Consider the following 24,653-nt stretch of genomic DNA (forward strand, 5'->3'; position numbering starts at 1 on the left):
AACCACTGAAACGCCAAATGGATGGCCGGCAGCGCAACAAATCACCAATGATGGTGAGCCTGCGGGTAAGTCTGTCTGGCGTTTTTCGTTGCATACCCGTTGATGTTACACGAAACGGCAGAAAGAGATTTCTGGCTTTGTTTTTGAAGCGGCCGTATCACAATACAAAGGGTATCTATCATGGACTGATGAGCGATGTGTCTATTCCGCGACAAATTTTGCTAAACGTTTTTCTGGGAAGGTGAATGTGACCTTAATCAACTATCCTTCTCCGATGAGTAAACATCATCTACTTTACACGAATAGGTAGTCTCAAATGTCTAAGCTGGTTCTTGTTCTTAACTGCGGCAGCTCTTCGCTGAAATTCGCTATCGTTGACGCGCAAACAGGTGATGAACACCTGTCTGGTCTGGCTGAGTGCCTACACCTGCCAGAAGCACGTATTAAGTGGAAATTGGACGGTAAACACGAAGCGCAGCTGGGCGAAGGCGCAGCGCACAAAGAAGCACTGAGCTTCATCGTTGAAACGATTCTGGCTTCTAAACCAGAACTGGCAGAAAACCTGGGCGCGATCGGCCACCGAGTTGTACACGGCGGCGAGCAGTTCACTCAGTCTGCACTGATCACCGACGACGTACTGAAAGGTATCGAAAACGCAGCAAGCTTCGCACCTCTGCACAACCCAGCACACCTGGTGGGTATTGAAGCAGCGAAAGCGGCGTTCCCTAACCTGAAAAACGTCGCCGTTTTCGACACCGCGTTCCACCAGACTATGCCTGAAGAAGCATACCTGTACGCACTGCCATACAAGATGTACAAAGAGCACGGTATCCGCCGCTACGGCATGCACGGTACCTCTCACTACTTCATCGCGCAAGAAGCAGCAGCGCGTCTGGGCAAGCCTGTTGAAGAACTGAACATCATCAACTGCCACCTGGGTAACGGTGCGTCTGTTTGTGCCATCAAGAACGGTAAATCTGTTGACACCTCTATGGGTATGACCCCACTGGAAGGTCTGGTAATGGGTACCCGTTCTGGTGACCTGGATCCTGCAATCATCTTCCACCTGCACGATGCACTGGGCTACAGCGTTGAGCAAATCAACAACATGCTGACCAAAGAGTCTGGCCTGATGGGTCTGACTGAAGTGACGTCTGACTGTCGTTTTGTTGAAGATAACTACGGTTCTAAAGAAGAAGCAACCCGCGCAATGGACGTATTCTGTCACCGTCTGGCGAAATACGTGGCAGGTTACACTGCCTGTCTGGATGGCCGTCTGGATGCGATCGTGTTCACTGGCGGTATCGGCGAGAACTCTGGCCCAATCCGTGAGCAAGTACTGAACCGTCTGGGCCTGCTGGGCGTTGAAGTTGACCAAGAGCGCAACCTGAAAGCCCGTTTCGGCGGTGAAGGTGTTATCACAACTGACAGCAGCCGTGTTCCAGCCATGGTTATTTCAACCAACGAAGAGCTGGTTATCGCACAAGACACTGCACGTCTGGCTGAAATCTAATCACCATTCGATGCAAACATGCGGCTGATCAAGGTGATCAGCCGTTTCAATTTGGCAAAGTGAGCTGATGCTCTGCCAAACTGAATAATTAACAAAACCTGCATCATGTGGGTTTTGCTTCCTACATAGTAAAGAGGAATCAAGCGTGTCCCGTACTATTATGCTCATTCCCATCGGCACAGGTGTCGGTCTGACCAGCGTTAGCCTGGGCGTACTGCGTGCGATGGAACAAAAGGGCCTTCGAGTTTCATTTTTCAAACCCATTGCCCAACCTCGCCACGGCGGCGACCAACCTGACCTGACAACCACCATCATCGAAGCCAACAGCGACATGAAAGTGGCAGAGCCACTGACCATGGCAAACGCTGAAGCGCTGATCCGTACTGATCAGACAGATGTGTTGATGGAAGAGATCATTGCCCGCTTTAAAGAAGCAACTGCAGAAGCAGAAGTGGCGCTGATTGAAGGTCTGGTACCAACCCGCAACCACCCATTTGCGAATCAGGTCAACTACGAAATCGCAAAAACACTGGACGCGGAAATCGTGTTCGTCACCACCCCTGGTACCGATAACCCTGCGCAACTGAAAGAGCGTATCGAGGTTGCTGTCTCTAACTTCGGTGGTATCAAGAACCCGAACATTGCGGGTGTGATGATCAACAAACATGGCGCACCGGTTGACGAACAAGGCCGTACCCGCCCTGACCTGTCTGATATCTTCGATGACAACAATACTGCCAAAGGCAGCAATGTTGAAGTGATGGAGATTTTCAACTCCAGCCCTATCCGCGTTCTGGGTTGTGTGCCTTGGAGCATTGACCTGATCGCCACCCGTGCAAGCGATCTGGCGAAACACCTGAATGCTGAAATCATCAACAAAGGGGATATCAATACCCGTCGCATCAAGAGCATCACATTCTGCGCGCGCTCAATCCCTAACATGATTGAACACTTCCGCGCAGGCTCCCTGCTGGTAACCTCTGCTGACCGTCCTGACGTTATCGTCGCAGCCTGTCTGGCAGCAATGAATGGTCTGGAAATCGGTGCCCTGCTGCTAACCGGCGGCTACAGCATCCCAGAACAGCTGCACAGCCTGTGTGAGCGCGCGTTCGCAGCTGGCCTGCCCGTGTTCACGACTGCGGGTAACACCTGGCAGACGTCACTGAACCTGCAAAGCTTCAGCCTGGAAGTACCGGCTGACGATAAAGAGCGTGTTGAATTCGTTCAAAACCACGTTGCAGCACACGTTGACGGCAACTGGATTGAATCACTGTCTGAAGGCTCTGCACGTGAACGTCGCCTGAGCCCACCGGCATTCCGTTACCAGTTGACTGAGCTGGCACGTAAAGCGGCCAAACGTATCGTGCTGCCTGAAGGTGATGAACCACGCACCGTGAAAGCGGCAGCCATCTGTGCTGAGCGTAAAATTGCGGAATGTGTGCTGCTGGGTAACCCAGACGAAATCAGACGTGTTGCTGAGCAACAGGGCGTGACACTGGGCGCAGGTGTAGAAATCATCGATCCAGACACCGTGCGTGAGAAATACGTTGCACGTCTGGTTGAGCTGCGTAAGAACAAAGGCATGACTGAAGTTGTGGCCCGTGAGCAACTGGAAGACACCGTGGTACTGGGTACCATGATGCTGGAAGCAAACGAAGTTGATGGCTTGGTTTCCGGTGCTGTTCACACTACGGCGAACACCATCCGTCCGCCGCTGCAAATCATCAAGACAGCACCAAACGCGTCTCTGGTGTCTTCTGTGTTCTTCATGCTGTTGCCTGATCAGGTTCTGGTATACGGTGACTGCGCAATCAACCCAGATCCAAACGCAGAACAGCTGGCGGAAATCGCTATCCAGTCTGCAGATTCGGCGAAAGCATTCGGCATTGAGCCTCGCGTTGCCATGATCTCTTACTCTACCGGTACATCCGGCCAGGGTGCAGATGTTGAGAAAGTGCGTGAAGCGACACGGATTGCCCAGCAGAAACGTCCTGATCTGATGATCGACGGTCCTCTGCAGTACGATGCCGCTATCATGGAGAACGTGGCAGCATCTAAAGCGCCTAACTCCCCAGTGGCAGGTAAAGCGACCGTATTCGTGTTCCCAGACCTGAACACCGGTAACACCACGTACAAAGCGGTACAGCGTTCAGCAGATCTGGTTTCCATCGGTCCAATGCTGCAAGGTATGCGCAAGCCTGTTAACGACTTGTCCCGCGGTGCACTGGTAGACGACATCGTTTACACCGTTGCACTGACAGCCATTCAGGCAAAACAAGCCGAAGAAGCAGAAGCGGCACAATAAGCCCGTCTCCTGCACTGAAAAGCCGACGCATAATGCGTCGGCTTTTTTCTGTTTATCCAGAGGCAAATTTCCCGGTCATCCGGTTTTTTTCTTCAACGCTTTGAGGTGCTCTTCTGCCATCAGGAAATCAAACTGGCTGATGGCCTCCTGAAGGCGTTTGAACTCATCAAGTTGGTTACACCATTGCGGTAACTCCTTGGACAGCGAGGAGAATTTATCCTGCACTTCAATATCAAATTCCTGCAAGCTGATTTGCAGCACATTAATTTGTTCCATCAGGTACGCATTCAGTGGTTTGATTTCCTCCTTAACAGCAGGTTCCATATCCGTCGATACGGCACTCAGTGCGATTTCATCAAACTTATCCATCGCCTCAATGATCAGGTTCTTCAGTGCATTCACTTCCGCCTCTCTGACAACATCACCTGCGTTGTATTTATCTTCCAGCCCGGAAGCAACCTTCGAGATGGCATCAGCACCAATATTGCTGCCGGCACCTTTGCATGAATGCGCCACAATCACCTTTTCACTGTTATCGATATCTGACAGGAGCTGTTCCATGGCAGTCCTTTGGGACGTTAAGAACAAGGAGAGAATTTTCAGGTACTTGGCCTTGTTACCACCAAGGCGTTGAACGCCTTCCCCGAGATTGATACCCGGGATGTTATCGACCATCAGATCAAACATTGTGTCGTCGTATTCCATGTTGGCTCTCCTCTGAATCCATTCAGCTTCAGCGATATCGGTCGCGGATACGTTTTTGTTAGCCATTCAATCACTTTTACCCGCAGCAATCCAAAGTCTATCGGTTTCCCCACCATTTAGTGATGCACTTAGGGGCATGTTAGAACCTGCCTTATTACCTAAGCGTATGTCTCATATAAAATAATTCCGCTCACAATTGGAACATTATTAAGAGTAGACCTAGGATTGAATAAGTGGAAAGTGATTCAGGATCCTCTTGATGGCATCACCGGAGAATACCCCCAAAAAACGGGCAACCATTTTGGTCGTCGACGATACGCCTGAAAACCTTGTGTTTGTCAGTGAAATGCTCAAAGACAACTACGACGTCAAAGCGGCAACCAATGGCCAAACCGCCCTGGCGATTGTCGAGAAGTTTACGATTGATTTGATTTTGCTGGATGTTGTCATGCCCGGGATGGACGGGTATGAAGTGTGCCGGCAAATAAAAGCCAAAAAAGGGGCGAGTGACATTCCGGTGATTTTCCTCACCTCAAAATACAAATCCGAAGATCAAGAATACGGGTTTTCTGTTGGTGCGGCAGATTACATCAAAAAGCCGCTCAGCCCCCCCATTACCCTGGCGCGCATCAAAATTCACTTAGAAAACAAAGCGTCCAAAGATTTCCTGCATAACCAAAACGAGTATCTCGAAGCTGAAGTGCAACGCCGCGTGGAAGAGTTAAGCGTCATACAGGATGTTACCATCAACGCACTGGCAAGCCTCGCCGAAACGCGCGATCAGGACACAGGAAACCACATTATCCGTACCCAGTATTACGTGAAGATCCTCGCCGACCAACTCTATCTTCGTGGCAAATATCCCGCTCTGGTGACACCGGAATACATCACCATGGTATTCAAAACTGCGCCGCTTCATGACATTGGTAAAGTGGGGATCCCCGATTCCATCCTACTCAAACCCGGCAAGCTGACCTCAGAAGAGTTCGACATCATGAAAACCCACGCCAAACTGGGTTATAAAGCGATCGTCAAAGCAGAAGAAGAAGTGGGCGCACACTACCCTTTCCTAAGCACTGCCAAGGAAATTGTTTACGGTCACCATGAAAAATGGGATGGGTCGGGATACCCGCAAGGCCTGTCCGGAGAGGAGATTCCCTTGAGTGCACGCTTGATGGCGGTGGCCGACGTTTTTGATGCCTTGGTCAGTAAGCGCGTGTACAAAGCCGCGATGACCCATGATGAAGCGTTTGATATTATTCGGGAAGGCAGGGGGTCACACTTTGACCCCCAGCTGGTCGACATTATGTTTAATGCCAAAAACGCATTTATTCGGATTGCTGAGACATACAAAGATTAGGGTCAGTTAACCTTAGCCAACCGCCAGCCAAACCCCGACCCCCATCATCAGCGAGCCTGCAATGCGGTTCATCATGCGCACATTGCCACTTTTTTGCAGGAAATGGCGCAGCGTGCGGCCACCACTGGCATAAAGCAACAAACAGCCAAATTCCGTCAGCAGGATAATACCAATCAGCACCGAAAGCTGGGGAGGCAATGCCAGAGACGGGTTAATAAACGGTGGCAGCAGTGAGATCATAAACGCCCACCCTTTCGGGTTGGCAATGGCAGTCACAAACCCTTGCATAGCAAGCGTCAGCGGCGATGTATCTGCACTGGAAGATAAGTCTGCCGGGATTGCCATCTTCCCTCTCGATAACCACATCTGCACACCCAGGTAAAACAGGTAAGCCCCACCAACATACTTAAGGAACAGAAACAGCTCAGGATAATTCAGCATGATTGCTGCTACGCCAATCACCGACGCCAGCGAAACCAGCCCCACGCCAATGAGCTCTCCCCACATCATGTGCAAACTCCGGCGAACGCCGATACTCATGCCGAGCGTCATCGCCAGTGTCATACACATCCCCGGGGTGACCGACACGAAAAAGAAAGTGGGTATAAACACCGCCAGCATGGCGAAATCAATTGCAGGTGCCACATCATCTCCAGACAAATCAAGCGCGAAGAAACGTAGTTAAAACCGACAGAGGCATCCCGTCAAGCGGTAATCCGAAAACGAAAAAAGCCTCCGAATCCGGAGGCTTAGCACCCAAATGTTCAATGTCACTTAACCATAAACCCATGCCGGCAACCAGGTCGCCATTGACGGCCAGTAAGCCAGCATCACCAGCACCAGAATTTGAATAGCAATAAATGGCGTGACTCCCCGGTAGATATCGAGGGTTGAAATGGAACCTGGCGCTACCCCCCGCAGGTAAAACAACGAGAAACCAAATGGTGGCGTCAGGAAAGAGGTTTGCAGGTTAAGGGCTATCATGATCCCAAGCCAGACAGGATCGACCCCCATGGTCAGCAGGATTGGCGCAACAATCGGGATCACCACAAAGGTGATTTCAATAAAATCGAGGAAAAAGCCCAACAGGAACAATACCAGCATCACCAATAACATGGCACCAAAGACACCACCCGGCAAACTGGTCAGGAAGTCACGGACAATATCGTCACCGCCAAACCCACGGAATACAAGGGCAAACAGCGAAGCACCAATCAGGATCAAAAAGACCATGGCGGTCACTTCCGTGGTCGTGCGCATCACGTTTTTCAAAATAGTGATGTTAAACATCCGCTTGCTGGCAGCAAGGATGATCGCACCGACAGAACCGACAGATGCCGCCTCGGTTGGCGTGGCAATACCGGTAAGGATGGAACCCAATACCAGCACAATGAGCAGAACCGGCGGGATAAGCACCGTCAGTACCTGAAGAAACAGCTCTTTGCTGACTTTACGGTCTTCTGCCGGAATTGGTGGTACGCGGTACGGCCGAAACATCGCAATACCAATCAGGTACACAATATACAGCCCCACCAGCACAAAGCCCGGCACCAGCGCGCCCAGAAACAGGTCACCCACGGTAATGCTTTCCGGCGAGTAAATCCCCTGATCGAGCTGCGCCTGCTGGTAAGCCGATGAAATCACATCCCCCAGCAACACCAGCACGATCGATGGCGGGATGATTTGCCCCAACGTCCCCGACGCGCAAATCGTTCCCGTCGCAATGCGTGGACAATAACCACGCTTCATCATAGAAGGTAACGACAGCAAGCCCATGGTGACCACTGTCGCGCCCACAATACCGGTACTGGCTGCCAGTAGCATGCCAACGATAGTCACCGAAATACCAAGGCCACCAGCAAGCCCGCCAAACACCTGCCCCATGGTATCGAGCAGGTCTTCCGCAATTTTCGATTTTTCCAGCATCACGCCCATAAAAACGAACAGCGGAATGGCCACTAACAGCTCGTTAGACAAGGTGCCGGAAATACGGTTGGGAATCGCTTCCAGGAATGCCGGATCAAACGTACCGGTTACCGAACCAATAAAGGCGAATAGCAGCGCTGAACCGCTGAGCGAAAATGCCACTGGGTAGCCGAGCAACAACACGCCGAAAGTGAACAGAAACAGGAACAATGCAAAGAACTCGGTCATAGCGCGTGCTCCTCATCATGGTCTTCCAGCTGTTTTGCCAGTGCCTGATAGCCGGTCAACATCAACAGGGCTTTCAGTGCTTCAGCCAATCCCTGGATGATCACCAGTGCCGGCATCAACAAAATGCTGGTTTTGAAGATATAGCGGGCATCGACGCCCCCGGCTTCCTGCGAGCCTTCCATAATGGCCCACGACGCAGCGACATAGTCCCACGCGATATAGAAAATAAAGGCACAGGTCGGCAACAACAGGAGCAGAAAGCCCATCAAATCCACCCAGGCTTTTTTCCTGTCAGACATGGGGCGGTAAAAAATATCCACGCGGACATGAGCACCTTTCAGCAGTGCATAAGCTGCACCAAGCATAATCACATAGTTATGAAAATAGAGAACGGACTCTTGCATAAACACCGAGCCCGTGTTGAACACATAACGCATCACCACCACCACGAAGGTGATAAGTACAATGGCCAACACGAACCAGGAAACGAAGCGACCCGTCCAATCACTAAAACGATTGATCCCACGGACGAGGGCAATCAAAAAAGGAGAAGCGGTTTCCATACGACAACTCTTATTTCAGCACGGGGGCTGTTTTTTATGGGGAGAGTGAAAGGCAGCACCTGAATGGCGCTGCCTTATCAACCTTATTGCGGGTTACGGGCGTTCAGCATGGCTTGCTCAGAGATGGCATGCCAGTCAATCGCCTGATCGCGGAATGATTTGTAAGAGTCGTAGACTTTCTTACTGATCTCATCCACTTCGGCCTGCTCTGCCACCACGTCATCCGCGACAGCCTGAAGTTGGCTCAATACGGCTTTCGGGTAAGGACGCAGTTCTACTTTGTGTTCGTTAATCAGACTTTCCAGTGCCGCGTTGTTACGTGCGGTAAACTCAGCCAACATGTCAGCGTTAGCGACACGGGTTGCGGCCAGCACAATAGCTTGCAGATCTTTCGGCAGGGCTTCAAACGCATTTTTGTTGATCAGCGCTTCCAGCGTTGTTCCTGGCTCGTGCCATCCTGGGTAGTAGTAGTATTTCGCGGCTTTGTGCAGACCAAACGCTAAATCGTTGTACGGACCAACCCACTCTGTGGCATCAATCGCACCGGATTGCAGTGATGGGAAGATTTCACCACCCGGTAACAGTACCGGTGTACCACCAACACGTTTCAGCACTTCGCCACCCAACCCGGGGATACGCATTTTCAGGCCTTCAAGGTCACTGACGTCATTGATTTCTTTGTTAAACCAACCGCCCATTTGTACACCGGTGTTACCGGCAGGCATAGGAATGATACCGAAAGGTTCATAGGCTTCCGCCCACAGCGCCAGACCGCCACCGTTATAAATCCAGCCGTTCATTTCCTGCGCGGTCAGGCCGAAAGGCACTGCTGCAAAGAATTGTCCTGCCGGTGCTTTCCCTTTCCAGTAATAACCTGCACCATGACCCATTTCGGCAGTACCGCGGGAAACCGCATCAAACACATCAAGCGCCCCAACCAGCTCACCGGCACCGTACACTTTTACTTCCAGACGGCCATCGGTCATTTCTGTGATCAACTCAGCCAGGTTATTGGCACCGGTTCCCAGACCAGGGAAGTTCTTCGGCCAGGTTGTGACCATTTTCCAGCTGATTTTTTCCTGCGCGGCGGGGGCAGCTTCTGCAGCCGTTTCCTGTTTCTGCTCACCACACCCTGCCAGAAACACACTCAGTGCGACGGCAGCAGTGGCGAGGAACGAACGACGTTTCAACATGATTTCAGTCTCCTTGCTTGAAATAGCGATAACAACAAGCAGCAGGAAAGATCGCCTAAAATAAGTGCATGCTGCCTGTTCAGTCCTTGTCACTCTCACTAACCATACGGTTAATAAGATGTTGCAATAACTCTACTCATTCTGCGCCCTCGCAAATAGCAGCAACTCAAGGTTGTTTGAAGTTGGTCAAACAATGATCAGGTATTCATTAAGTTTCTGATTGATATACGCCTCTGTGGCTTTGAATTCGCGTGCTACCCCGATGTGAAGGATACGTTGCCAACCCGCATTGAAGTAAAAACAATAAAGCCCCGAAAACAGGGCTTTATTTGTTAACGAATGGCCTGTCTGACAATAGGGAGTTTGCGCAAAATCAGCCAGTCAATGCATAAAATTGCGATGACTGAGATCCCAGCCAAAGGGAGAAAGAGGCAAATTGCCGCCAGTGTGACAATGCCGCTCAACCACAAACCACTGTCTCTCTGGGCGGAGGGAGCCCCCAGACGCTTCGAGCCTTGTGGTCGACGCTTCCACCACATGATAGCGCCGGTGATCGAAATCACGAGAAACACCAGGCAGACAAAGAGGTTGAAGACTTTGTTGATCACACTGATATCTCCCTGGTGCAACGCAATACCCGCAGCCATGGCCTTCGCCATCCAGTTGTAATCAGAAAAGGTAATATCTGCCAGCACCTCACCACTGTACTGGTCGATATGCAGGGTTCTGTCTTTGGTAGGGTCAGTAATGTCACCACTCATGGTATTCGCTGACAGGGTATAAACACCGGTGTCCGATGTCGGGAATCGCAGCCTGTATTGGGTAAAACCAACATCACGGGCTTTACTCACGACGTCATCAATGCTGATGGCCGCAGCCAACGAACGTTTATCTGCCGAGGTATTCTCCACGTTATGACTGCCGTGGTGTGAGACGGGCACCGGCGTCTGCTCCAGATTCCATGGCATTTCCTCTTCAGCACCATGGTTCAGCGCCTGATGGGTAATCACCGATTCAGGGAGTTGTTTTGAACGCTCTGCCGGGAAGCTTCCCCATGGCTGGACAATTTTGCCGCCCCAAATCCCTGTCCAGGCCAGACCTGAAATGACAAAAAAAAGCAAAGCGACCGACAAAATCCCTCCCAGATTGGTATGAAGATCCCGCATAAAGATGCGCGAACCACTGTCGGTGCGAATCTTTAGAAAGCAGGCACGGCTTGCTGCATCTTTCGGCCACCAGAGATACAGGCCTGACACCAGAAGCAAAATAGTGAAACTCGCGGCAGTTTCAATCAGTCGGTCACCCATATCACCCAGTAGCAGAGTGCCGTGAATATCATTGGCAAGTGCATACCAACTGTCGCTACGGTCGATGCTGCCCACAACCTCAGCTGTGTAGGGATTCACCAACACAAAGCGGGTTTCATTATCTGGCAGGCGAACTGAGAAGCGGTTTACTGTCTCCGGTGAACCGGCTGGCATAAACTGCGTCACGATTGCATCTGGGAACGCGGCGTTTACCGCCGCCAGTTGTGCAGAAGGAAGCCGGGTTTCGTTTTGTGCCGTCACGGTTAGCAGTTCACCGTAGCGCACCGATTCGATCTCATCGTCAAAGAGCATAATAACGCCCGTGAAACTCAGCATCGCCATAAATGGAATAACAAAAAGGCCTGCATAGAAATGCCAGCGCCAGGCAGTGAAATAACGCGACTTGTGGGCAGCTTTAGCAGCTGACTGCGTCCCTGTTTGACTAACCATAGTCAATTTCCTTTCTCATAAACAAACACACCGCAAGTATCCAGTGCATTTAGAGTGGGTTATGTGTGTGGTTACTGTTGTTCTTTAGGTGTAAAAAGAGGCAGGGGCAGGTGGCGCACGGGCGATCGGGGACCCAAATCTTACCCTTTGAGCCAATAAAGTGTAATCCTGGTTCCCCGCAAATTTAACGTAAGTGTGAGTGTCAGTTGCAGTGAGTGTGACGTATTGAAAGGTAGAAAAATGACTGAAGGGACAGGGCTTGCCATGGCGCTTTTCGGTGCCCGCGGCCTCATCGCCGTCTTCAATCAGGACACGTTCGAAGCCGTTAACGGTACACAGGGTTTCCCACACTCCGGCGTTACTTCCGTGTGCATTGATGACAGGCATGAGCGAAACAAGCACCCAACTTAAGGCACTCGCGCATAACATCATTCTTTTCAATGACGCTCTCAAAGCTCTTTCCTGACCGTAATACCGAATAGCAGACTATACCCTACGGCATTCCTTGCTTTAGTGTTTCACAACAAAAAAACCAACAATTGACACAATAGAAATCAAATTTAGTTACAAACATACAGAGATCAGCTATTTCTGCCTTACTTAATAGGAATAGGCATTCACTTATTAACCTGTTTGTCATTACTAAATATACGTTTAGACGTCTAGCCGTAAAAATATCTATTGACTTAGTATGCAACAATAAATAGCATCAGATAGCAGTAAATACCGGAAGCAAACAAAAACCTAATAATAATCGCTGCATATCTCACCTCTCATTAACACGATTTTGTCCAGGAAGGCGTATGATCGAAATAAAACAGGTTAATAAGGCGTTCAAACAGGGGGATGTGACGATCCACGCCCTGCGCGACATTAACCTCCACATTCCACAGGGCAGGATTTTCGGCGTGATTGGCGCCTCGGGCGCGGGCAAGAGTACGCTGATCCGCATCGTTAACCTCTTAGAACGTCCAACATCCGGCCAGGTTTTGGTTGATGGTGTTGAGCTGACCGCCCTTTCCCAATCTGACCTGACGCGGGAGCGCCAGAAAATCGGGATGATCTTCCAGCATTTCAATCTGCTGTCTTCCCGCACCGTGTTTGACAACGTGGCCTTACCGCTGGAACTGGCTGGCAAGGATCGCACATATATCCAGGCCAAAGTGACCGAGTTGCTGGATTTGGTGGGCCTTAATGACAAACACCAGAGCTATCCGTCAAACCTTAGCGGTGGCCAAAAACAACGTGTGGCGATCGCCCGTGCGCTCGCGAGCGACCCCAAAGTGCTGCTGTGTGACGAAGCCACCAGCGCTCTAGACCCTGCCACCACACAATCGATCCTGACGCTTCTGGAAACCATCAACCAGAAACTGGGATTAACTATTTTGCTGATCACCCATGAAATGGATGTGGTGAAGCGCATTTGCCATGAAGTGGCAATCATCGGTGACGGTGAGCTGGTTGAAAAAGGGCCGGTCGGCGATATTTTTGCCCACCCTACATCTGAACTGGCACGCACCTTTATCCGTTCTACCCTGGATTTATCCATTCCCCGCGACTACGCCGAACGCCTCACACCGGAAAACAGCGGAGGTTTACCGCCTTTGGTTCGCCTTGAATTTACCGGCGCCAGTGTCGACGCCCCGGTGATCAGTCAGGTATCGAGAAAATTCAATATTGACATCAGTATCTTAAGTTCAGATATGGATTATGCCGGTGGCGTGAAGTTTGGCCTGATGCTGGCAGAATTTTTTGGTGAGGAAGACAACGTCAGCAAGGCGCTGACTGATCTCAGGGAACACAATATCAACGTCGAGGTGCTGGGCTATGTCGCTTAATATTGCTGCTGTTTCAGGCTGGTTTGTCGAAAACGAACGTCTTGTTGGCCTGTTGGCTGAGGCGTTGGGCCAAACCCTGACCATGGTGTTGGTTTCTGGCGCCATTGGTTTCCTGTTTGGTATTCCGCTGGGTGTGCTGCTACACCTGACTAAACCGCGTGGCCTGCTTGAAAATACCGTGCTGAACAAATCAATCGGCACCCTTGTCAATATTGGCCGCTCGATCCCTTTCATTATTCTGCTGGTCGCCATTATTCCATTTACCCGTTTTGTGGTGGGCAGCTCTATCGGTACAGGCGCCGCTATCGTGCCCCTGACCGTCGGCGCCATTCCTTTTATCGCCCGTCTGGTTGAAGGCGCATTACTGGAAGTGCCATCCGGCTTGGTGGAAGCCGCACAGGCAATGGGGGCAACCCCACTGCAAATCATCCACAAGGTGCTGTTGCCTGAGGCACTGCCGGGTATTTTGAATGGTGCAACGATCACCCTGGTGACATTGGTGAGCTATTCAGCGATGGCGGGCGCCGTCGGTGGCGGTGGCCTTGGGGATGTCGGTATTCGCTATGGTTACCAGCGCTTTGACGGCACAGTCATGCTGATCACGGTGGTAATGCTGGTGATCATGGTGCAACTGATCCAGTCAGCCGGAGATTATCTGGTAAAACGGGTTGACCACAGATAACAAGGCGCTTCCCGCGCCTACATGGATATAAATAGTTAAGGAGAGATGTGATGACGTTTACGCTTAAGAAAATCGCCGCCGCCGTTGGCCTGGCTTCTACACTGGTACTGACCGGCTGTGGACAGGAAGAAACCGTTGACCTGACCAAGGTGAAAATCGGTGTGATGGCCGGCGCTGAAGAACAAGTGGCAGAAGTCGCTGCAAAAGTCGCAAAAGAGAAATACGGCCTTGATGTTGAACTGGTTACGTTCACAGATTATGTATCGCCAAACGCAGCACTGGAAGAAGGCGCTATTGATGCCAACGCCTTCCAGCACAAACCTTATCTGGATCAGCAAATCAGTGACCGCGGCTATAAGTTTGCAATTGCTGGCAACACGCTGGTTTACCCTATCGCTGGTTACTCAAGCAAAATTACATCTGTTGAGCAAATTGAAGACGGTGCACAAATCGCGGTACCCAACGATCCAACCAACCTTGGCCGTTCACTGTTGCTGCTTGAGAAACAGGGACTGATTGATGTGAAAGACGAAGCGGGCCTGAAAGCCACAGTCCTCGACATTATCAGCAACCCGAAAAACCTGAAGATTGTTGAATTGGAAGCCGCACAATTGCCACGTTCCCTGGACGACGTAACACTGGCAGTCATTAACACCACCTATGCCAGTGCGATTAATCTTTCTCCAGAAAAAGATGGCATATTCGTCGAAGACAAAGAATCACCGTATGTGAATCTGATTGTTGCCCGTAAAGATAACGTGGATGCACAGAACGTAAAACAATTCGTTCAGTCATACCAAACAGACACAGTCTACAACGCCGCCTCGGAAATTTTCGATGGGGGTGCGGTTAAAGGCTGGTAACAGATCAGTTCTTTGCTAAAACAAATATGCCAACATAAAGCCTGTGCAATGCCACAGGCTTTTTATTTTTTACACGCAGCGAACACATGAAGCATGAAAAAACATACAATAACTGTCTATTTATTTTCACTTTCAATTTATATATCAAAAATGAGAAAATAATTGTGTTATAACCACTTAGGATAAATAAACAATGAAGCCGATAGAGAGATTATGCTATAAAATCAAAGATAAAGAATGCCAGTCTGCGCTTAAATCTGGTAATTTTGATCTGGCAAAAAATATCCTACGCATAAAACAAGAACATGATAAGAAAAATTTAGAGAAACTAAAGGACATGCAAGATTTATTTTATTTAAAGGGACTGTATGAGAATGAACTAAACACATTCAGACAAATTATAATAACCAAAGATGACATGAGAGAAAGAAATAAGCAGTTAATTCGAATTTTCAACCATGAACTCAGCCTGCAATCATTTGATTGTGAAAGAAAGACAACCGTAAGATTCGATATACCTAAAAAAAATAAGTCATCAATGCATTCAATGCTATGCAGAATTTCATAGCATTGGTGATTCCTACATAATAAAAGTCTTCTTGAAAAAAACTATAGCCACTTTCTTATTTTTTCACTTCTCACATTAACCAGATCGTGAAATTATAAAGGCCATAAAAATACCAGGAGACAACCATGAACAAAGTCAGCCTTTTATATCATCAAATAAAAGTGCAACATTGCATGTCTGCACGGTCTGCGTTTAAGCTTGGCGCTACAGAACTCGCCAAAACATTCATCAATATAAAACATGAACGTGATTCAAGCAAAATAGAAAGAATAAAACAAACGACAATACCATTCATTTGTCGTGAACAATATGTTGATGATTTAATAGAAAAACACCATAAAATTAGCAAGTTAAAGCATGGAATGCGATGCCGGGATAGACTGCTATTAACAATTTATAATCAAGAACTGAGTGAGCAACAACTTGGAAATAAAAATAGCCAATCAGGGAAGTCTGTAAGATTTAATCTTTAAGACTTTATCGTTTCAAAGGGATACACATTGAAATCATATTTAAGCCAGTAGATACACTGGCTTAATTTTTATTTTCAATCCATGTTAAAAGGGAAAGTGAAATGAAAAATAAAAAACTCATTGCTTTGGCAATATCCAGCCTATTCATCAGCAACCTTTCACACGCAAAAGAAATAAATTTGTATGGCGCGGGAGGACCGCACCATGCATTAAAAGAAATCGTTGAAAACTTCAAAAAAGACAGCAAATTTAAAGATCTAGAGATAAATATCAACCCTGGACCATATAATACCTGGCAAGCTTGTGCAAAAGGAACAGGGAAAAACTGCACAAAAGGAAAAGCAGATATTCTATGGGGAACATCAGAAAACTATTCTGCTGTTTTATTGGATGAGTTTAAAGATTTCGGCTTCAACCAGCATCATTCCAAGGTCATTTTCTTACGGCCTGCTGTGATCCTGGTTCAGAAAGGAAACCCTAAAAACATTCGGGGCATTGACGATCTCATCAATAACCCGGACGTATCTCGTATTGTTGTCAACAACCAGTTACTTAACAGCGTGACCTCGTCTACCGCTCTGTGGGAGGACATTGTCGGCAGAAAGGGCAATATTCAGGATCTGGAAAAATTCCGTTCAAAAATAGTTTACCAAGCACCTGGCAGTGGCGCCGCTGCAAAAGTGCTTCTTGGCAGTAACGGGGGCGAAAAAGCAGATGCCTGGATTACATGGCCGGAATGGTATCACGCGAATCAGAATCTTGTTGATTTAGTGCCTATCGAACCTGATCGCGTCACCTATCGCGGGATCAATGTCATTGTGCGTGATGATGCTGATGAAGAAACCCGCGCGTTTTATGACTATCTTTCAAGCCGTAAAGCGTTTGATGTGTTTAGCAAATATAGCGCCGTTAAATAATGCACATACGGTGAGGGCGGGTCTCCCCGCCCTCTCTACCGTTTGATTATTTGTGCATTGCCAGTTTTTGGAATATGTCTCCAAATTTATTTAGCAATGTATGCAATCGGCTGGATGGTGCCTGCTGTGAAATTGAACGAATTTCAACGCGCTTACCTTCCGGTACTTCAGGTGTCGAAATTGACTGTACCAAAACAGAAACCAGCGTTGATGGTGCGATGGCTGCGCTCATAGAAATAACCTCATCCAATGTGTGTTTATTGTTGTACTTGAAGTCAGCATGCCATATCCACACAACATAGAAAAATGAAAAGAGGTGATTTGAAATTCACCAATATTCCTAAAACAAATCACCCAGTTAAATGTAAGGCAATAGAAAGCACTCTACTTTCTGAATGCCATACCATCCAATCATCAGGAAGTCAGGTCTGCCATTTTTATCAATCTGACAACATGCCATACATCACAATGCTGTTATAGCTCACCACGCCAAGTATCTCGCCACCGTCAATCACAGGAGCACGGCTGATGCCAAAGCGTTCAAACAGGCGGGCACAATACTTCACATTCATCTCCGGCGAAACAGACAGCGCAGGCTTGGTCATTATTTCATACACATTCACACGCTCCGGTGAGCGGTTTTGTGACAGCACTTTCTTGGCAATATCATTCATCAGCACCAGACCAAACTCATCATCTTCGTCGCGTTTTTTCACAATGAGCGCTTTCACTTCCTTGTCCCTGGCAATGCGAATGGCTTCTGCTACTGTGGTCAGCCCATCGATTAACGCATAGTCGTCCTTCATGACATCACGGACCCTTTTGGTCACTTTCATAACTCATCCTCAATCTTACTGCTTAATTCCTGAACCTGATGCGCCACACCCACGGCATCTTCCACATCCAGTTGCACCGCTATGCCCTTGCCCGATGTCGCATCAAACTCCCCTACCACATTGATGGTTTCAAGAATAGAACGGGCAAGATGCTCTTCCACCAAAAACAGTACAACGTCACGCTGGACATCAAGCGTCAGGCCAAAGAAGGTTTTCTTTTTCGTGAGTCCTTCGCCCCGCGCATTGTTAATCACTGTGGCACCGGTCGCTCCCGCCGTTCTGGCCGCATCCAAAACGGCATCAGTTTTCGCGTCTTCAATAAAAGCAACAATCAGTTTGAATCGCATTATGATCCCCTCGTATTTTCTTGGGTGGTACTCCGTTTGGCTGCCAACGCAGTTAATTGTGCATACCCCATCACAGAGATCATGGGGAACAGACTGGCAAAGGCAATCAAGCCAAAGCCATCAATCAAAGGGCTCCTGCCGGGTACGGTTGAGGCCAGCCCCAGGCCAAGTGCTGTCACCAAGGGGACGGTTACCGTTGATGTTGTTACCCCGCCAGAGTCATAGGCCAGCGGGACAATAAACTTGGGCGCATAGAAGGTTTGGGTCACCACGACGATATAACCCGCGATAATGTAATAGTGAATGGGATCCCCAACCACGATGCGATAACAGCCAAGAGAGATACCTATCGCCACACCAATCGCGACTGAAAAACGCAGACCATTGACACTGATTGCACCACCGGACACCTGCGCAGCTTTGATGGCAACGGCAATGAGAGAAGGCTCTGCCACTGTGGTACTGAAACCAATCGCAGCGGCGAAGATGTAAACCCAGTAGTAATGATCCCAGGTGAAGTTAGCCGGGATCTGTTCTCCTTCCCCAAACAGGAAAGCGGGCGCGGTTAACTGGGTAGCCATCGATTCGCCCAGCGGAAACAGTGCCATTTCAAGTCCCATCAGAAACAAGGACAAGCCGATGATGACGTAAATAAACCCGAAAATAATTCGCTTGATGTTGGCTATCGGCTTTCTGAGTACAGCAAATTGAAAGCCAAAGATAATGCAGACAATCGGGATCACATCCCTGACTGTCGACAACAGGGTGTCAAAAAAGGTGGGGAGCAGGGTAGTCAGGACATTCATGTCACTACCATCCCGTATACCATCACAAAGATCATTGGCGACAGCGACGCAAAGGCAATCAAACCAAAGCCATCTACCATGGGGTTACGACCTTTGATCACCGTTGCCAACCCCACACCAAGTGCGGTTACCAGTGGCACTGTGATGGTAGATGTCGTCACACCGCCGGAGTCATAAGCGATGCCGATGATGTAACGTGGCGCAAACGCTGTCATGATCACCACCAGAATGTAGCCCCCGATAATAAGGCGGTGGATAGGCCAGCCTTTGAGGATACGCAACACACCGAGCACTATTGCAACGCCCACGGAAAGTGCAACCGTGATCCGAAGGCCGTTGGCATAAGAAGACTGCGCTTCCTCAGACATCGCAATCATTCCGCCTTCAGCAGCGACTTCGGCCGCTTCGGCAGCGACGGCAGTCAACGCAGGCTCGGCTATCGTGGTGCCAAAACCGAGCAGGAAAGCAAACACCACCAGCCAAAATACACTCCCTTTTTGCGCCAGGGAGTGCGCCATGGATTCACCAATAGGAAACAGTCCCATCTCGAGTCCAAAGACGAAAAAGGTCAGCCCCATTACTACAAGAACGAGGCCAATCATGATGGAGATCCAGTCCGGCAGCGGTTGCTGCAATACAATCAGTTGAAAAAAGCCGATAACAAGAATGATAGGAAGCAAATCCTTCAGGCTTCCCAGCATCGCACCCAACAATGCAGTAATTCCCTTCACACTCTCTCCAGAGAAAGGCTACAGGCACTCCGGGTTGCCTGATAGGACAGTAAAATAGACAAATTAGTGTGATATCCAGGTGACAGCCCTGACCGCCATAGGCGTCGGAGGCAGGGAATAACGCATCCTGCTTCAACTGGGATTGTTGACCTTTTGTGGTCAAGCCCCCGATAACCTTGGGCCAGTGTAGGGAGATTTGCCAATTCACAATGCCGATAGAGTGATAAAGCTAACAAGGTTTTAAAGAATAACGGCACCGGCATCATCTGTAGGCTGATCAAATAACCGATTGAATGCATACTGATGAGTAACAAGCCGATATTGGATTTTTCATATGCAAATTCTCGTGACAGGTGGAACTGGCCTGATTGGACGTGCTCTGATAGCCAAACTTGAGCACCATGAAATTACGGTACTGACCCGCTCGCCAGACAACGCGCGGGAGGTGTTGCCCACCAAAGTGCATTTGATCAAAGACATCGACGACATTACCGATATCAGCCAGTTTGACGCCATCATTAACCTGGCCGGTGAACCGATTGTCGACAAGCGCTGGAGCGAAAAGCAGAAAGGTATTATCTGTGCCAGCCGGTGGGGGATCACCGAAAAGCTGGTGCAGCGGATTTTAGAGGCTGACAATCCTCCCCACACCTTTATCAGCGGATCGGCAGTCGGTTATTACAGCGATCAGGGTGACAAAATTATCGATGAGTCGCTCACTGTCGATGCTACCGATTTTGCCCATTCTGTCTGCGCAAACTGGGAAAAAACCGCCCTGCGTGCCGACTCAGATAAAACCCGTGTCTGCCTGCTGCGAACCGGTATTGTGCTCAGCAAGCACGGCGGGGCATTGAAAAAAATGTTATTACCTTACCAGTTCGGCATGGGCGGCCCTATCGGGGAAGGTAACCAGTATTTCCCCTGGATCCATATCAACGATATGGTGGGCGGCATCATCCATTTGTTGGAACACGCAGAGACCCGAGGCCCTTTCAATATGACTGCGCCACATCCGGTTACCAATAAGGTATTCAGCCAAGCTCTGGCCGCCACATTGCGACGCCCCCACTTCCTGTTTACGCCCAAATTTGCCATTACCCTGATGTTGGGCGAGGCAGGCCAGCTCCTTTTCGACAGCCAGCGTGCGGTGCCAAGGGCGCTTGAAAACAGCGGTTACGCGTTTGAGTTTCCTACCGTGGAGCCTGCATTAGAAAACCTGCTTCGCGGATAAAAAGTGACGCAAAAACAAAGGCACGCATCACAGCGTGCCTTTCACGTCTCGTCTGGAAAAACATTACCGCTTGAGCGGTTCAAGCAATCCGCGCAACATCCAGGCAACCGTCAGGAACACCAGTCCTACCGCAAGTGTTGGCAGGCTTAACCACACTTCCGGATGCAAACGCACCGGCAGCTCAACGCCCCATTTCAGCAATCCTGCCATCGCCAGCTCTGCACCACCGACCGCCATACAGCCTGACACCAGCGCCATGATGCCGTACTCCGCCCAAAGCGTGGTATTGATGCGTTTTTTACTCGCACCCAGTGTCCGGTAAAGCATGATCTCCCGTTGCCGCTCTGCCAGCGTGATCCGCAGCAAAGTCAGTAATAGCAATAAGCCACTGGCAACCGCCAATCCGGCCAACACAGACAACGACAGGCTGATTTGCTTCAGGATCACCTGTATCCGTCCGCTCATGGTACGCAAATCCAATAACGTCACGGTTTGGTAGTCACGTCCCAGCTGGTTGAGGATATCACTCTGGCTGTCTTCCAGACGGAAACTGACCAACCAGTTGGCAGGTAATTCTTCCACCAGCGCCGGATCGAATATGAAGTAGAAATTCGGCTTCATATTGCGCCATTCCACCTCCCGGATGGAGTTCACTTCCGCATCAAACTCCTGACTGTTGACGTTAAACGTCAACCGATCCCCAAGACGTAAGCCAAGTCTCTCTGCAATCCCGGATTCCACCGACACGCCACCGTCACTGGGCCATACCCCTTCCAACAGTTCATTGTGACTTGGCAGCTCATCACGCCAGGTAAAGTTGAGCTCGCGGCGCAGCGCTTCATCACGCTCTTCCCTGTCTGGCGTTAACGCCGCATAGCGTTGTCCATTCAATGCCACCAAGCGGCCGCGCACAATCGGATACGCTTCTGAACGCTCAAGCTTGTTGGCATCCAGCCTGCCGACGTAGCCATCCAACTCGTGTTTGGCAATATTCAGTGCAAATACATTCGGCGCATCCGGCGGCAGGGTTTGTTGCCAATCCTCCAGCAAGTCAGTACGAAGCAGCCAGATAATGGAAAGCAACATAAAGGACGTAGCCAACGCCCCCAACTGCGCGCCGCTTGACGCAGGATTACGGGTAATACGGCTGAGCGCCAGTTTGAACGCCGGTTGTCGCACCCGTTTTTGCGCCACTTTCAACACCATCACGCCAATCGCCGCCAGCAGGCTAAGCATGACCACCAACGCGGCCAATACCAGCCAAAGCAGGCGGTTATCATAAGACCAGGCAATCAGGGCAAGCACAGGCACCGACGCCAGCAGCCAGCTCCACGGATTCTTTCTTGCCCGCACTGCGCTTTGCTCCTGAAGCACGCTCATGGCTGGCGCTTCGATCAGCCTGATAAGCGGAATGCCAAGTGCTGGCAATGCCACCAGCAAGGCGACCAAAGGCCCAAGTACCCACGGCAGATAGCCATAGCTTGGCAGCGGCGAGGGCAACACATCCGCCAGCGGCAGGCGAAGCAGGTATTCAAGGAGCGCACCAAAGCCAAGGCCGAGCACAGTTGCCATCAACATCAGCATCAACAGCTGCCTACCGAGCCAGCGCCTTACCCAGCTGCGCTGCGCGCCAAGGCTTTTCACCATCGCCAGGGTCTGGGTACGGCTGTCCACATAATGCTGGCAGGTGAGCAACAAAGTTGCCGCCGCCATGATGATCACCAGCACAACGGTCAGGGAAAGGTATCCCCGGCTCCTGTCCAGCATATCACCCGTGCGATCGCCGGTATTTTCATCTATCCAGCGTTGTCCTTCTATCGGGGTATAGGCCCCTTTCACTGCCTCTAACTCACTGTCGCCGCCGCGGAAGAAATAACGATAGCTGACACGGCTGCCGGGACGGACAACCCCTGCGGCCGAAACGTCACTCATGTGCATCATGGCAGCTGGCATCTGGCTGAAAGGATTGAAGGACAGTTCAGGTTCAGAGACGATTTTCCCGCTGACTGTCAGAGTCAGGTCACCCACATCAACCTTGTCTCCCAACCCTACATCAAGCAGGGTAAACAGCCGCTCTTCCAGCCAAAGCTCGCCGGGTTGGACGCGGTCATGCATGACATTGGCACTTTCCAGCTCCAATGCACCGCGCAAGGGGTAGTTACTTTCTACTGCCTTCACGCTGATAAGTTGCATGTTGTTTTCACTGAACGCCATGGTGCCAAACCGGGTCTGGTCTGAACGCTCAACATTCATCGTCTCAAAACCCTGCAATGTTTGCGGCGAGAGCGGCTGGTTGCTTCGCAGTACCAAATCGGCGGCCAGCATGGAGCGGCCTTGCTGGGTCAATACGGATTCGATACGTCCCGCCAGTGCTGACAAGGCAAACACACAGGCAATGATGAGGGCAAGAGCTGCCACCACCGGCCACAGTTGACCATGAAAGAGTTCGCGCCATGCCCAGCGCCAGACAAGGTTCTTCCTCATGCTGCCCCCACCAGTTCGCCCGCATTGAGGTGCAGGGTTCGGTGACACTTCTCAGCCAGTGCCGGATCATGGGTGACCAGGATCAGCGTGGTGCCGTGATCGCGGTTTAATGAGAACAGAAGATCGATAACCGTGGCAGCCGTATGTTGGTCAAGGTTGCCGGTAGGTTCATCTGCAAACAGTACATTCGGGCGCGTCATAAAAGCCCGGGCAATGGCGACACGCTGTTGTTCACCACCTGAAAGCTGGGAAGGTAAATGCGTTTCGCGCCCTTTCAGGCCAACAGATGCCAAAAGTTCCAGCGCCCTTTCTTCATCTTCGTCATCACCACGAATAGTGCATGGCAGCAACACGTTTTCCAGCGCGGTCAGTGATGGCACCAGAAGGAAGCTTTGGAACACAAAGCCAATGGATTCAGCGCGAAGTGCCGCCCTCGCATCGTCATCCAACTGACTTAAAGGCTTGCCCAAAAGCTCTATTTCACCCATTGAAGGCGTATCCAGCCCTGCAAGTAAGGTCATCAGGGTGGATTTGCCTGCACCGGAAACCCCAACTAAAGCAATACTTTCCCCCTGCTCGACCTGAAGGGAAACATCCTGCAGAATGGTCAGAGACTGCGCATTCGTCGTCACGGTTTTCGACACGTTACTGGCCCTGATCACTGGAGTTGTCATGATTCGCATCCTTTCTTTTTGTCTTTTGATTATCAGTCATAGCGCTGCGGCGCAGACACTGCTTGTACTTGGTGATAGCCTTAGCGCTGGCTACCAAATGGCGTTGGAGAAAAGCTGGCCCAGTCTGATAGCCCCCAAACTGACTGAAACCAGTGACATTACGTCTGTCATCAATGCCAGCATTTCCGGTGATACGTCTGGCAACAGCCTGGCAAGGTTGCCCGCATTGCTTGAGCAGCATTCGCCCGACTATGTATTGATTGAACTCGGGGCCAATGATGGTTTGCGGGGCTTTCCACCCAACCAGATACGCAATAACCTGGCTCAATTGATCAGTTTAAGCCGGGAAAGTGGCGCACAGGTGATGTTAATGCAGATACAGATCCCACCTAACTATGGTCAACGATACAGCAAGGCGTTTGCAGATATCTATCCGGCATTGAGTAAAGAAATGCAAATTCCACTCATTCCATTCTTCATGGAAAAGGTTGTTTTAACCGAAGATTGGATGATGTCAGATGGCCTGCACCCAAAAGATATTGCCCAGCCATGGATTGCCGGTTTTATGGCAGAACAGATGCGCCCATACCTCAAAAAACAAGGATAAAACGATGGGTAGCCAAGGCAATGTTGATCACCGGCTACTATTCATG

At 50.1% G+C, this 24,653-nt stretch carries 25 protein-coding genes; 12 read left to right on the top strand and 13 right to left on the bottom strand.

Annotated elements, in window-relative coordinates:
- The first annotated feature begins 316 nt into the window (after positions 1-316).
- Positions 317-1,513 carry an acetate kinase gene (locus tag VHA_RS08535; RefSeq protein ID WP_005503580.1) on the top strand — a complete coding sequence of 399 codons (1,197 nt, stop codon included), beginning with the start codon at positions 317-319 and terminating at the stop codon, positions 1,511-1,513.
- A 160-nt stretch (positions 1,514-1,673) separates the two neighbouring features.
- The gene (gene pta, locus VHA_RS08540) at positions 1,674-3,818 is read left to right on the top strand and encodes a phosphate acetyltransferase (protein WP_040528522.1); all 2,145 of its coding nucleotides are present in this window, start codon (positions 1,674-1,676) and stop codon (positions 3,816-3,818) included.
- Positions 3,819-3,893: 75 nt separating this feature from the next.
- Here the strand turns inward: pta and VHA_RS08545 are convergent, their stop codons facing one another.
- Positions 3,894-4,589, bottom strand: coding sequence for an Hpt domain-containing protein (locus VHA_RS08545; protein ID WP_104439918.1), 696 nt, complete (start codon positions 4,587-4,589; stop codon positions 3,894-3,896).
- Positions 4,590-4,782: 193 nt separating this feature from the next.
- On the opposite strand from VHA_RS08545, the gene VHA_RS08550 reads away from it, so the two are divergent.
- Positions 4,783-5,883, top strand: a complete 1,101-nt coding sequence (locus VHA_RS08550; protein WP_005503585.1) for a response regulator — start codon at positions 4,783-4,785, stop codon at positions 5,881-5,883.
- Positions 5,884-5,895: 12 nt separating this feature from the next.
- Here the strand turns inward: VHA_RS08550 and VHA_RS08555 are convergent, their stop codons facing one another.
- The 5 genes from VHA_RS08555 to VHA_RS08575 form a co-directional block, all read right to left on the bottom strand.
- Positions 5,896-6,516 (bottom strand): LysE family translocator, encoded by a 621-nt coding sequence (locus tag VHA_RS08555; protein WP_199249694.1) that lies wholly within the window; start codon positions 6,514-6,516, stop codon positions 5,896-5,898.
- Positions 6,517-6,657: 141 nt separating this feature from the next.
- On the bottom strand, positions 6,658-8,037 hold the full coding sequence (locus VHA_RS08560) for a TRAP transporter large permease (protein WP_005503589.1): 1,380 nt from the start codon (positions 8,035-8,037) through the stop codon (positions 6,658-6,660).
- Positions 8,034-8,600, bottom strand: coding sequence for a TRAP transporter small permease subunit (locus VHA_RS08565; RefSeq protein ID WP_005503591.1), 567 nt, complete (start codon positions 8,598-8,600; stop codon positions 8,034-8,036). The genes VHA_RS08560 and VHA_RS08565 overlap by 4 nt, the downstream gene beginning before the upstream one ends.
- A gap of 83 nt (positions 8,601-8,683) precedes the next feature.
- Entirely contained in the window at positions 8,684-9,793 is a 1,110-nt protein-coding gene (locus VHA_RS08570) for a TRAP transporter substrate-binding protein (RefSeq protein ID WP_005503592.1), read from the bottom strand.
- Positions 9,794-10,125: 332 nt separating this feature from the next.
- Entirely contained in the window at positions 10,126-11,550 is a 1,425-nt protein-coding gene (locus tag VHA_RS08575; protein WP_005503593.1) for a PepSY-associated TM helix domain-containing protein, read from the bottom strand.
- Between the two features lie 240 nt (positions 11,551-11,790).
- Here VHA_RS08575 and VHA_RS19245 point away from each other — a divergent pair, with 240 nt between their 5' ends.
- From VHA_RS19245 to VHA_RS08610, 7 genes are all read left to right on the top strand, one after another.
- Complete coding sequence (locus tag VHA_RS19245; RefSeq protein ID WP_154124017.1) at positions 11,791-11,961, top strand: hypothetical protein; 171 nt, start codon at positions 11,791-11,793, stop codon at positions 11,959-11,961.
- A 392-nt stretch (positions 11,962-12,353) separates the two neighbouring features.
- The gene (metN, locus tag VHA_RS08585) at positions 12,354-13,388 is read left to right on the top strand and encodes a methionine ABC transporter ATP-binding protein MetN (protein ID WP_005503595.1); all 1,035 of its coding nucleotides are present in this window, start codon (positions 12,354-12,356) and stop codon (positions 13,386-13,388) included.
- The gene (locus tag VHA_RS08590) at positions 13,378-14,070 is read left to right on the top strand and encodes a methionine ABC transporter permease (RefSeq protein ID WP_005503596.1); all 693 of its coding nucleotides are present in this window, start codon (positions 13,378-13,380) and stop codon (positions 14,068-14,070) included. The genes metN and VHA_RS08590 overlap by 11 nt, the downstream gene beginning before the upstream one ends.
- 50 nt (positions 14,071-14,120) lie before the next feature.
- On the top strand, positions 14,121-14,933 hold the full coding sequence (locus tag VHA_RS08595) for a MetQ/NlpA family lipoprotein (RefSeq protein ID WP_005503597.1): 813 nt from the start codon (positions 14,121-14,123) through the stop codon (positions 14,931-14,933).
- Positions 14,934-15,126: 193 nt separating this feature from the next.
- A complete protein-coding gene (locus VHA_RS08600) occupies positions 15,127-15,501 on the top strand; it encodes a hypothetical protein (protein WP_040528527.1) in 375 nt (124 codons plus the stop codon).
- 125 nt (positions 15,502-15,626) lie between these two features.
- Positions 15,627-15,974, top strand: a complete 348-nt coding sequence (locus tag VHA_RS08605; RefSeq protein ID WP_040528529.1) for a hypothetical protein — start codon at positions 15,627-15,629, stop codon at positions 15,972-15,974.
- 101 nt (positions 15,975-16,075) lie between these two features.
- Positions 16,076-16,891, top strand: coding sequence for a substrate-binding domain-containing protein (locus VHA_RS08610; RefSeq protein WP_005503599.1), 816 nt, complete (start codon positions 16,076-16,078; stop codon positions 16,889-16,891).
- Positions 16,892-16,937: 46 nt separating this feature from the next.
- On the opposite strand, the gene VHA_RS18865 is transcribed toward VHA_RS08610, so the two are convergent.
- From VHA_RS18865 to VHA_RS08630, 5 genes are all read right to left on the bottom strand, one after another.
- Positions 16,938-17,123 (bottom strand): hypothetical protein, encoded by a 186-nt coding sequence (locus tag VHA_RS18865; RefSeq protein WP_005503601.1) that lies wholly within the window; start codon positions 17,121-17,123, stop codon positions 16,938-16,940.
- Between the two features lie 208 nt (positions 17,124-17,331).
- Positions 17,332-17,727, bottom strand: a complete 396-nt coding sequence (locus VHA_RS08615; protein ID WP_005503604.1) for a CBS domain-containing protein — start codon at positions 17,725-17,727, stop codon at positions 17,332-17,334.
- Positions 17,724-18,074: a P-II family nitrogen regulator gene (locus VHA_RS08620; protein WP_005503606.1), complete on the bottom strand. Its 351-nt coding sequence runs from the start codon at positions 18,072-18,074 to the stop codon at positions 17,724-17,726. The genes VHA_RS08615 and VHA_RS08620 overlap by 4 nt, the downstream gene beginning before the upstream one ends.
- A complete protein-coding gene (locus tag VHA_RS08625) occupies positions 18,074-18,880 on the bottom strand; it encodes a DUF1538 domain-containing protein (RefSeq protein WP_040528531.1) in 807 nt (268 codons plus the stop codon). Before VHA_RS08625 ends, VHA_RS08620 begins: the two co-directional genes overlap by 1 nt.
- On the bottom strand, positions 18,877-19,581 hold the full coding sequence (locus VHA_RS08630; protein WP_081456024.1) for a DUF1538 family protein: 705 nt from the start codon (positions 19,579-19,581) through the stop codon (positions 18,877-18,879). The genes VHA_RS08625 and VHA_RS08630 overlap by 4 nt, the downstream gene beginning before the upstream one ends.
- Before the next feature lie 364 nt (positions 19,582-19,945).
- Here VHA_RS08630 and VHA_RS08635 point away from each other — a divergent pair, with 364 nt between their 5' ends.
- Positions 19,946-20,842 (top strand): TIGR01777 family oxidoreductase, encoded by an 897-nt coding sequence (locus tag VHA_RS08635; protein ID WP_005503608.1) that lies wholly within the window; start codon positions 19,946-19,948, stop codon positions 20,840-20,842.
- Positions 20,843-20,905: 63 nt separating this feature from the next.
- Here VHA_RS08635 and VHA_RS08640 read toward each other — a convergent pair whose 3' ends face one another.
- Both VHA_RS08640 and VHA_RS08645 read right to left on the bottom strand, forming a co-directional pair.
- A complete protein-coding gene (locus VHA_RS08640) occupies positions 20,906-23,326 on the bottom strand; it encodes an ABC transporter permease (RefSeq protein ID WP_005503609.1) in 2,421 nt (806 codons plus the stop codon).
- Positions 23,323-24,000, bottom strand: coding sequence for an ABC transporter ATP-binding protein (locus VHA_RS08645; protein WP_005503611.1), 678 nt, complete (start codon positions 23,998-24,000; stop codon positions 23,323-23,325). The genes VHA_RS08640 and VHA_RS08645 overlap by 4 nt, the downstream gene beginning before the upstream one ends.
- Between VHA_RS08645 and tesA the strand changes: the two genes are divergently transcribed.
- On the top strand, positions 23,999-24,607 hold the full coding sequence (gene tesA, locus VHA_RS08650) for a multifunctional acyl-CoA thioesterase I/protease I/lysophospholipase L1 (protein WP_005503615.1): 609 nt from the start codon (positions 23,999-24,001) through the stop codon (positions 24,605-24,607). The two genes, VHA_RS08645 and tesA, sit on opposite strands and share 2 nt — an antisense overlap.
- Positions 24,608-24,653: the final 46 nt, after the last annotated feature.

Source organism: Grimontia hollisae CIP 101886, from assembly GCF_000176515.1.
Taxonomy (GTDB): Bacteria; Pseudomonadota; Gammaproteobacteria; order Enterobacterales; family Vibrionaceae; genus Enterovibrio; species Enterovibrio hollisae.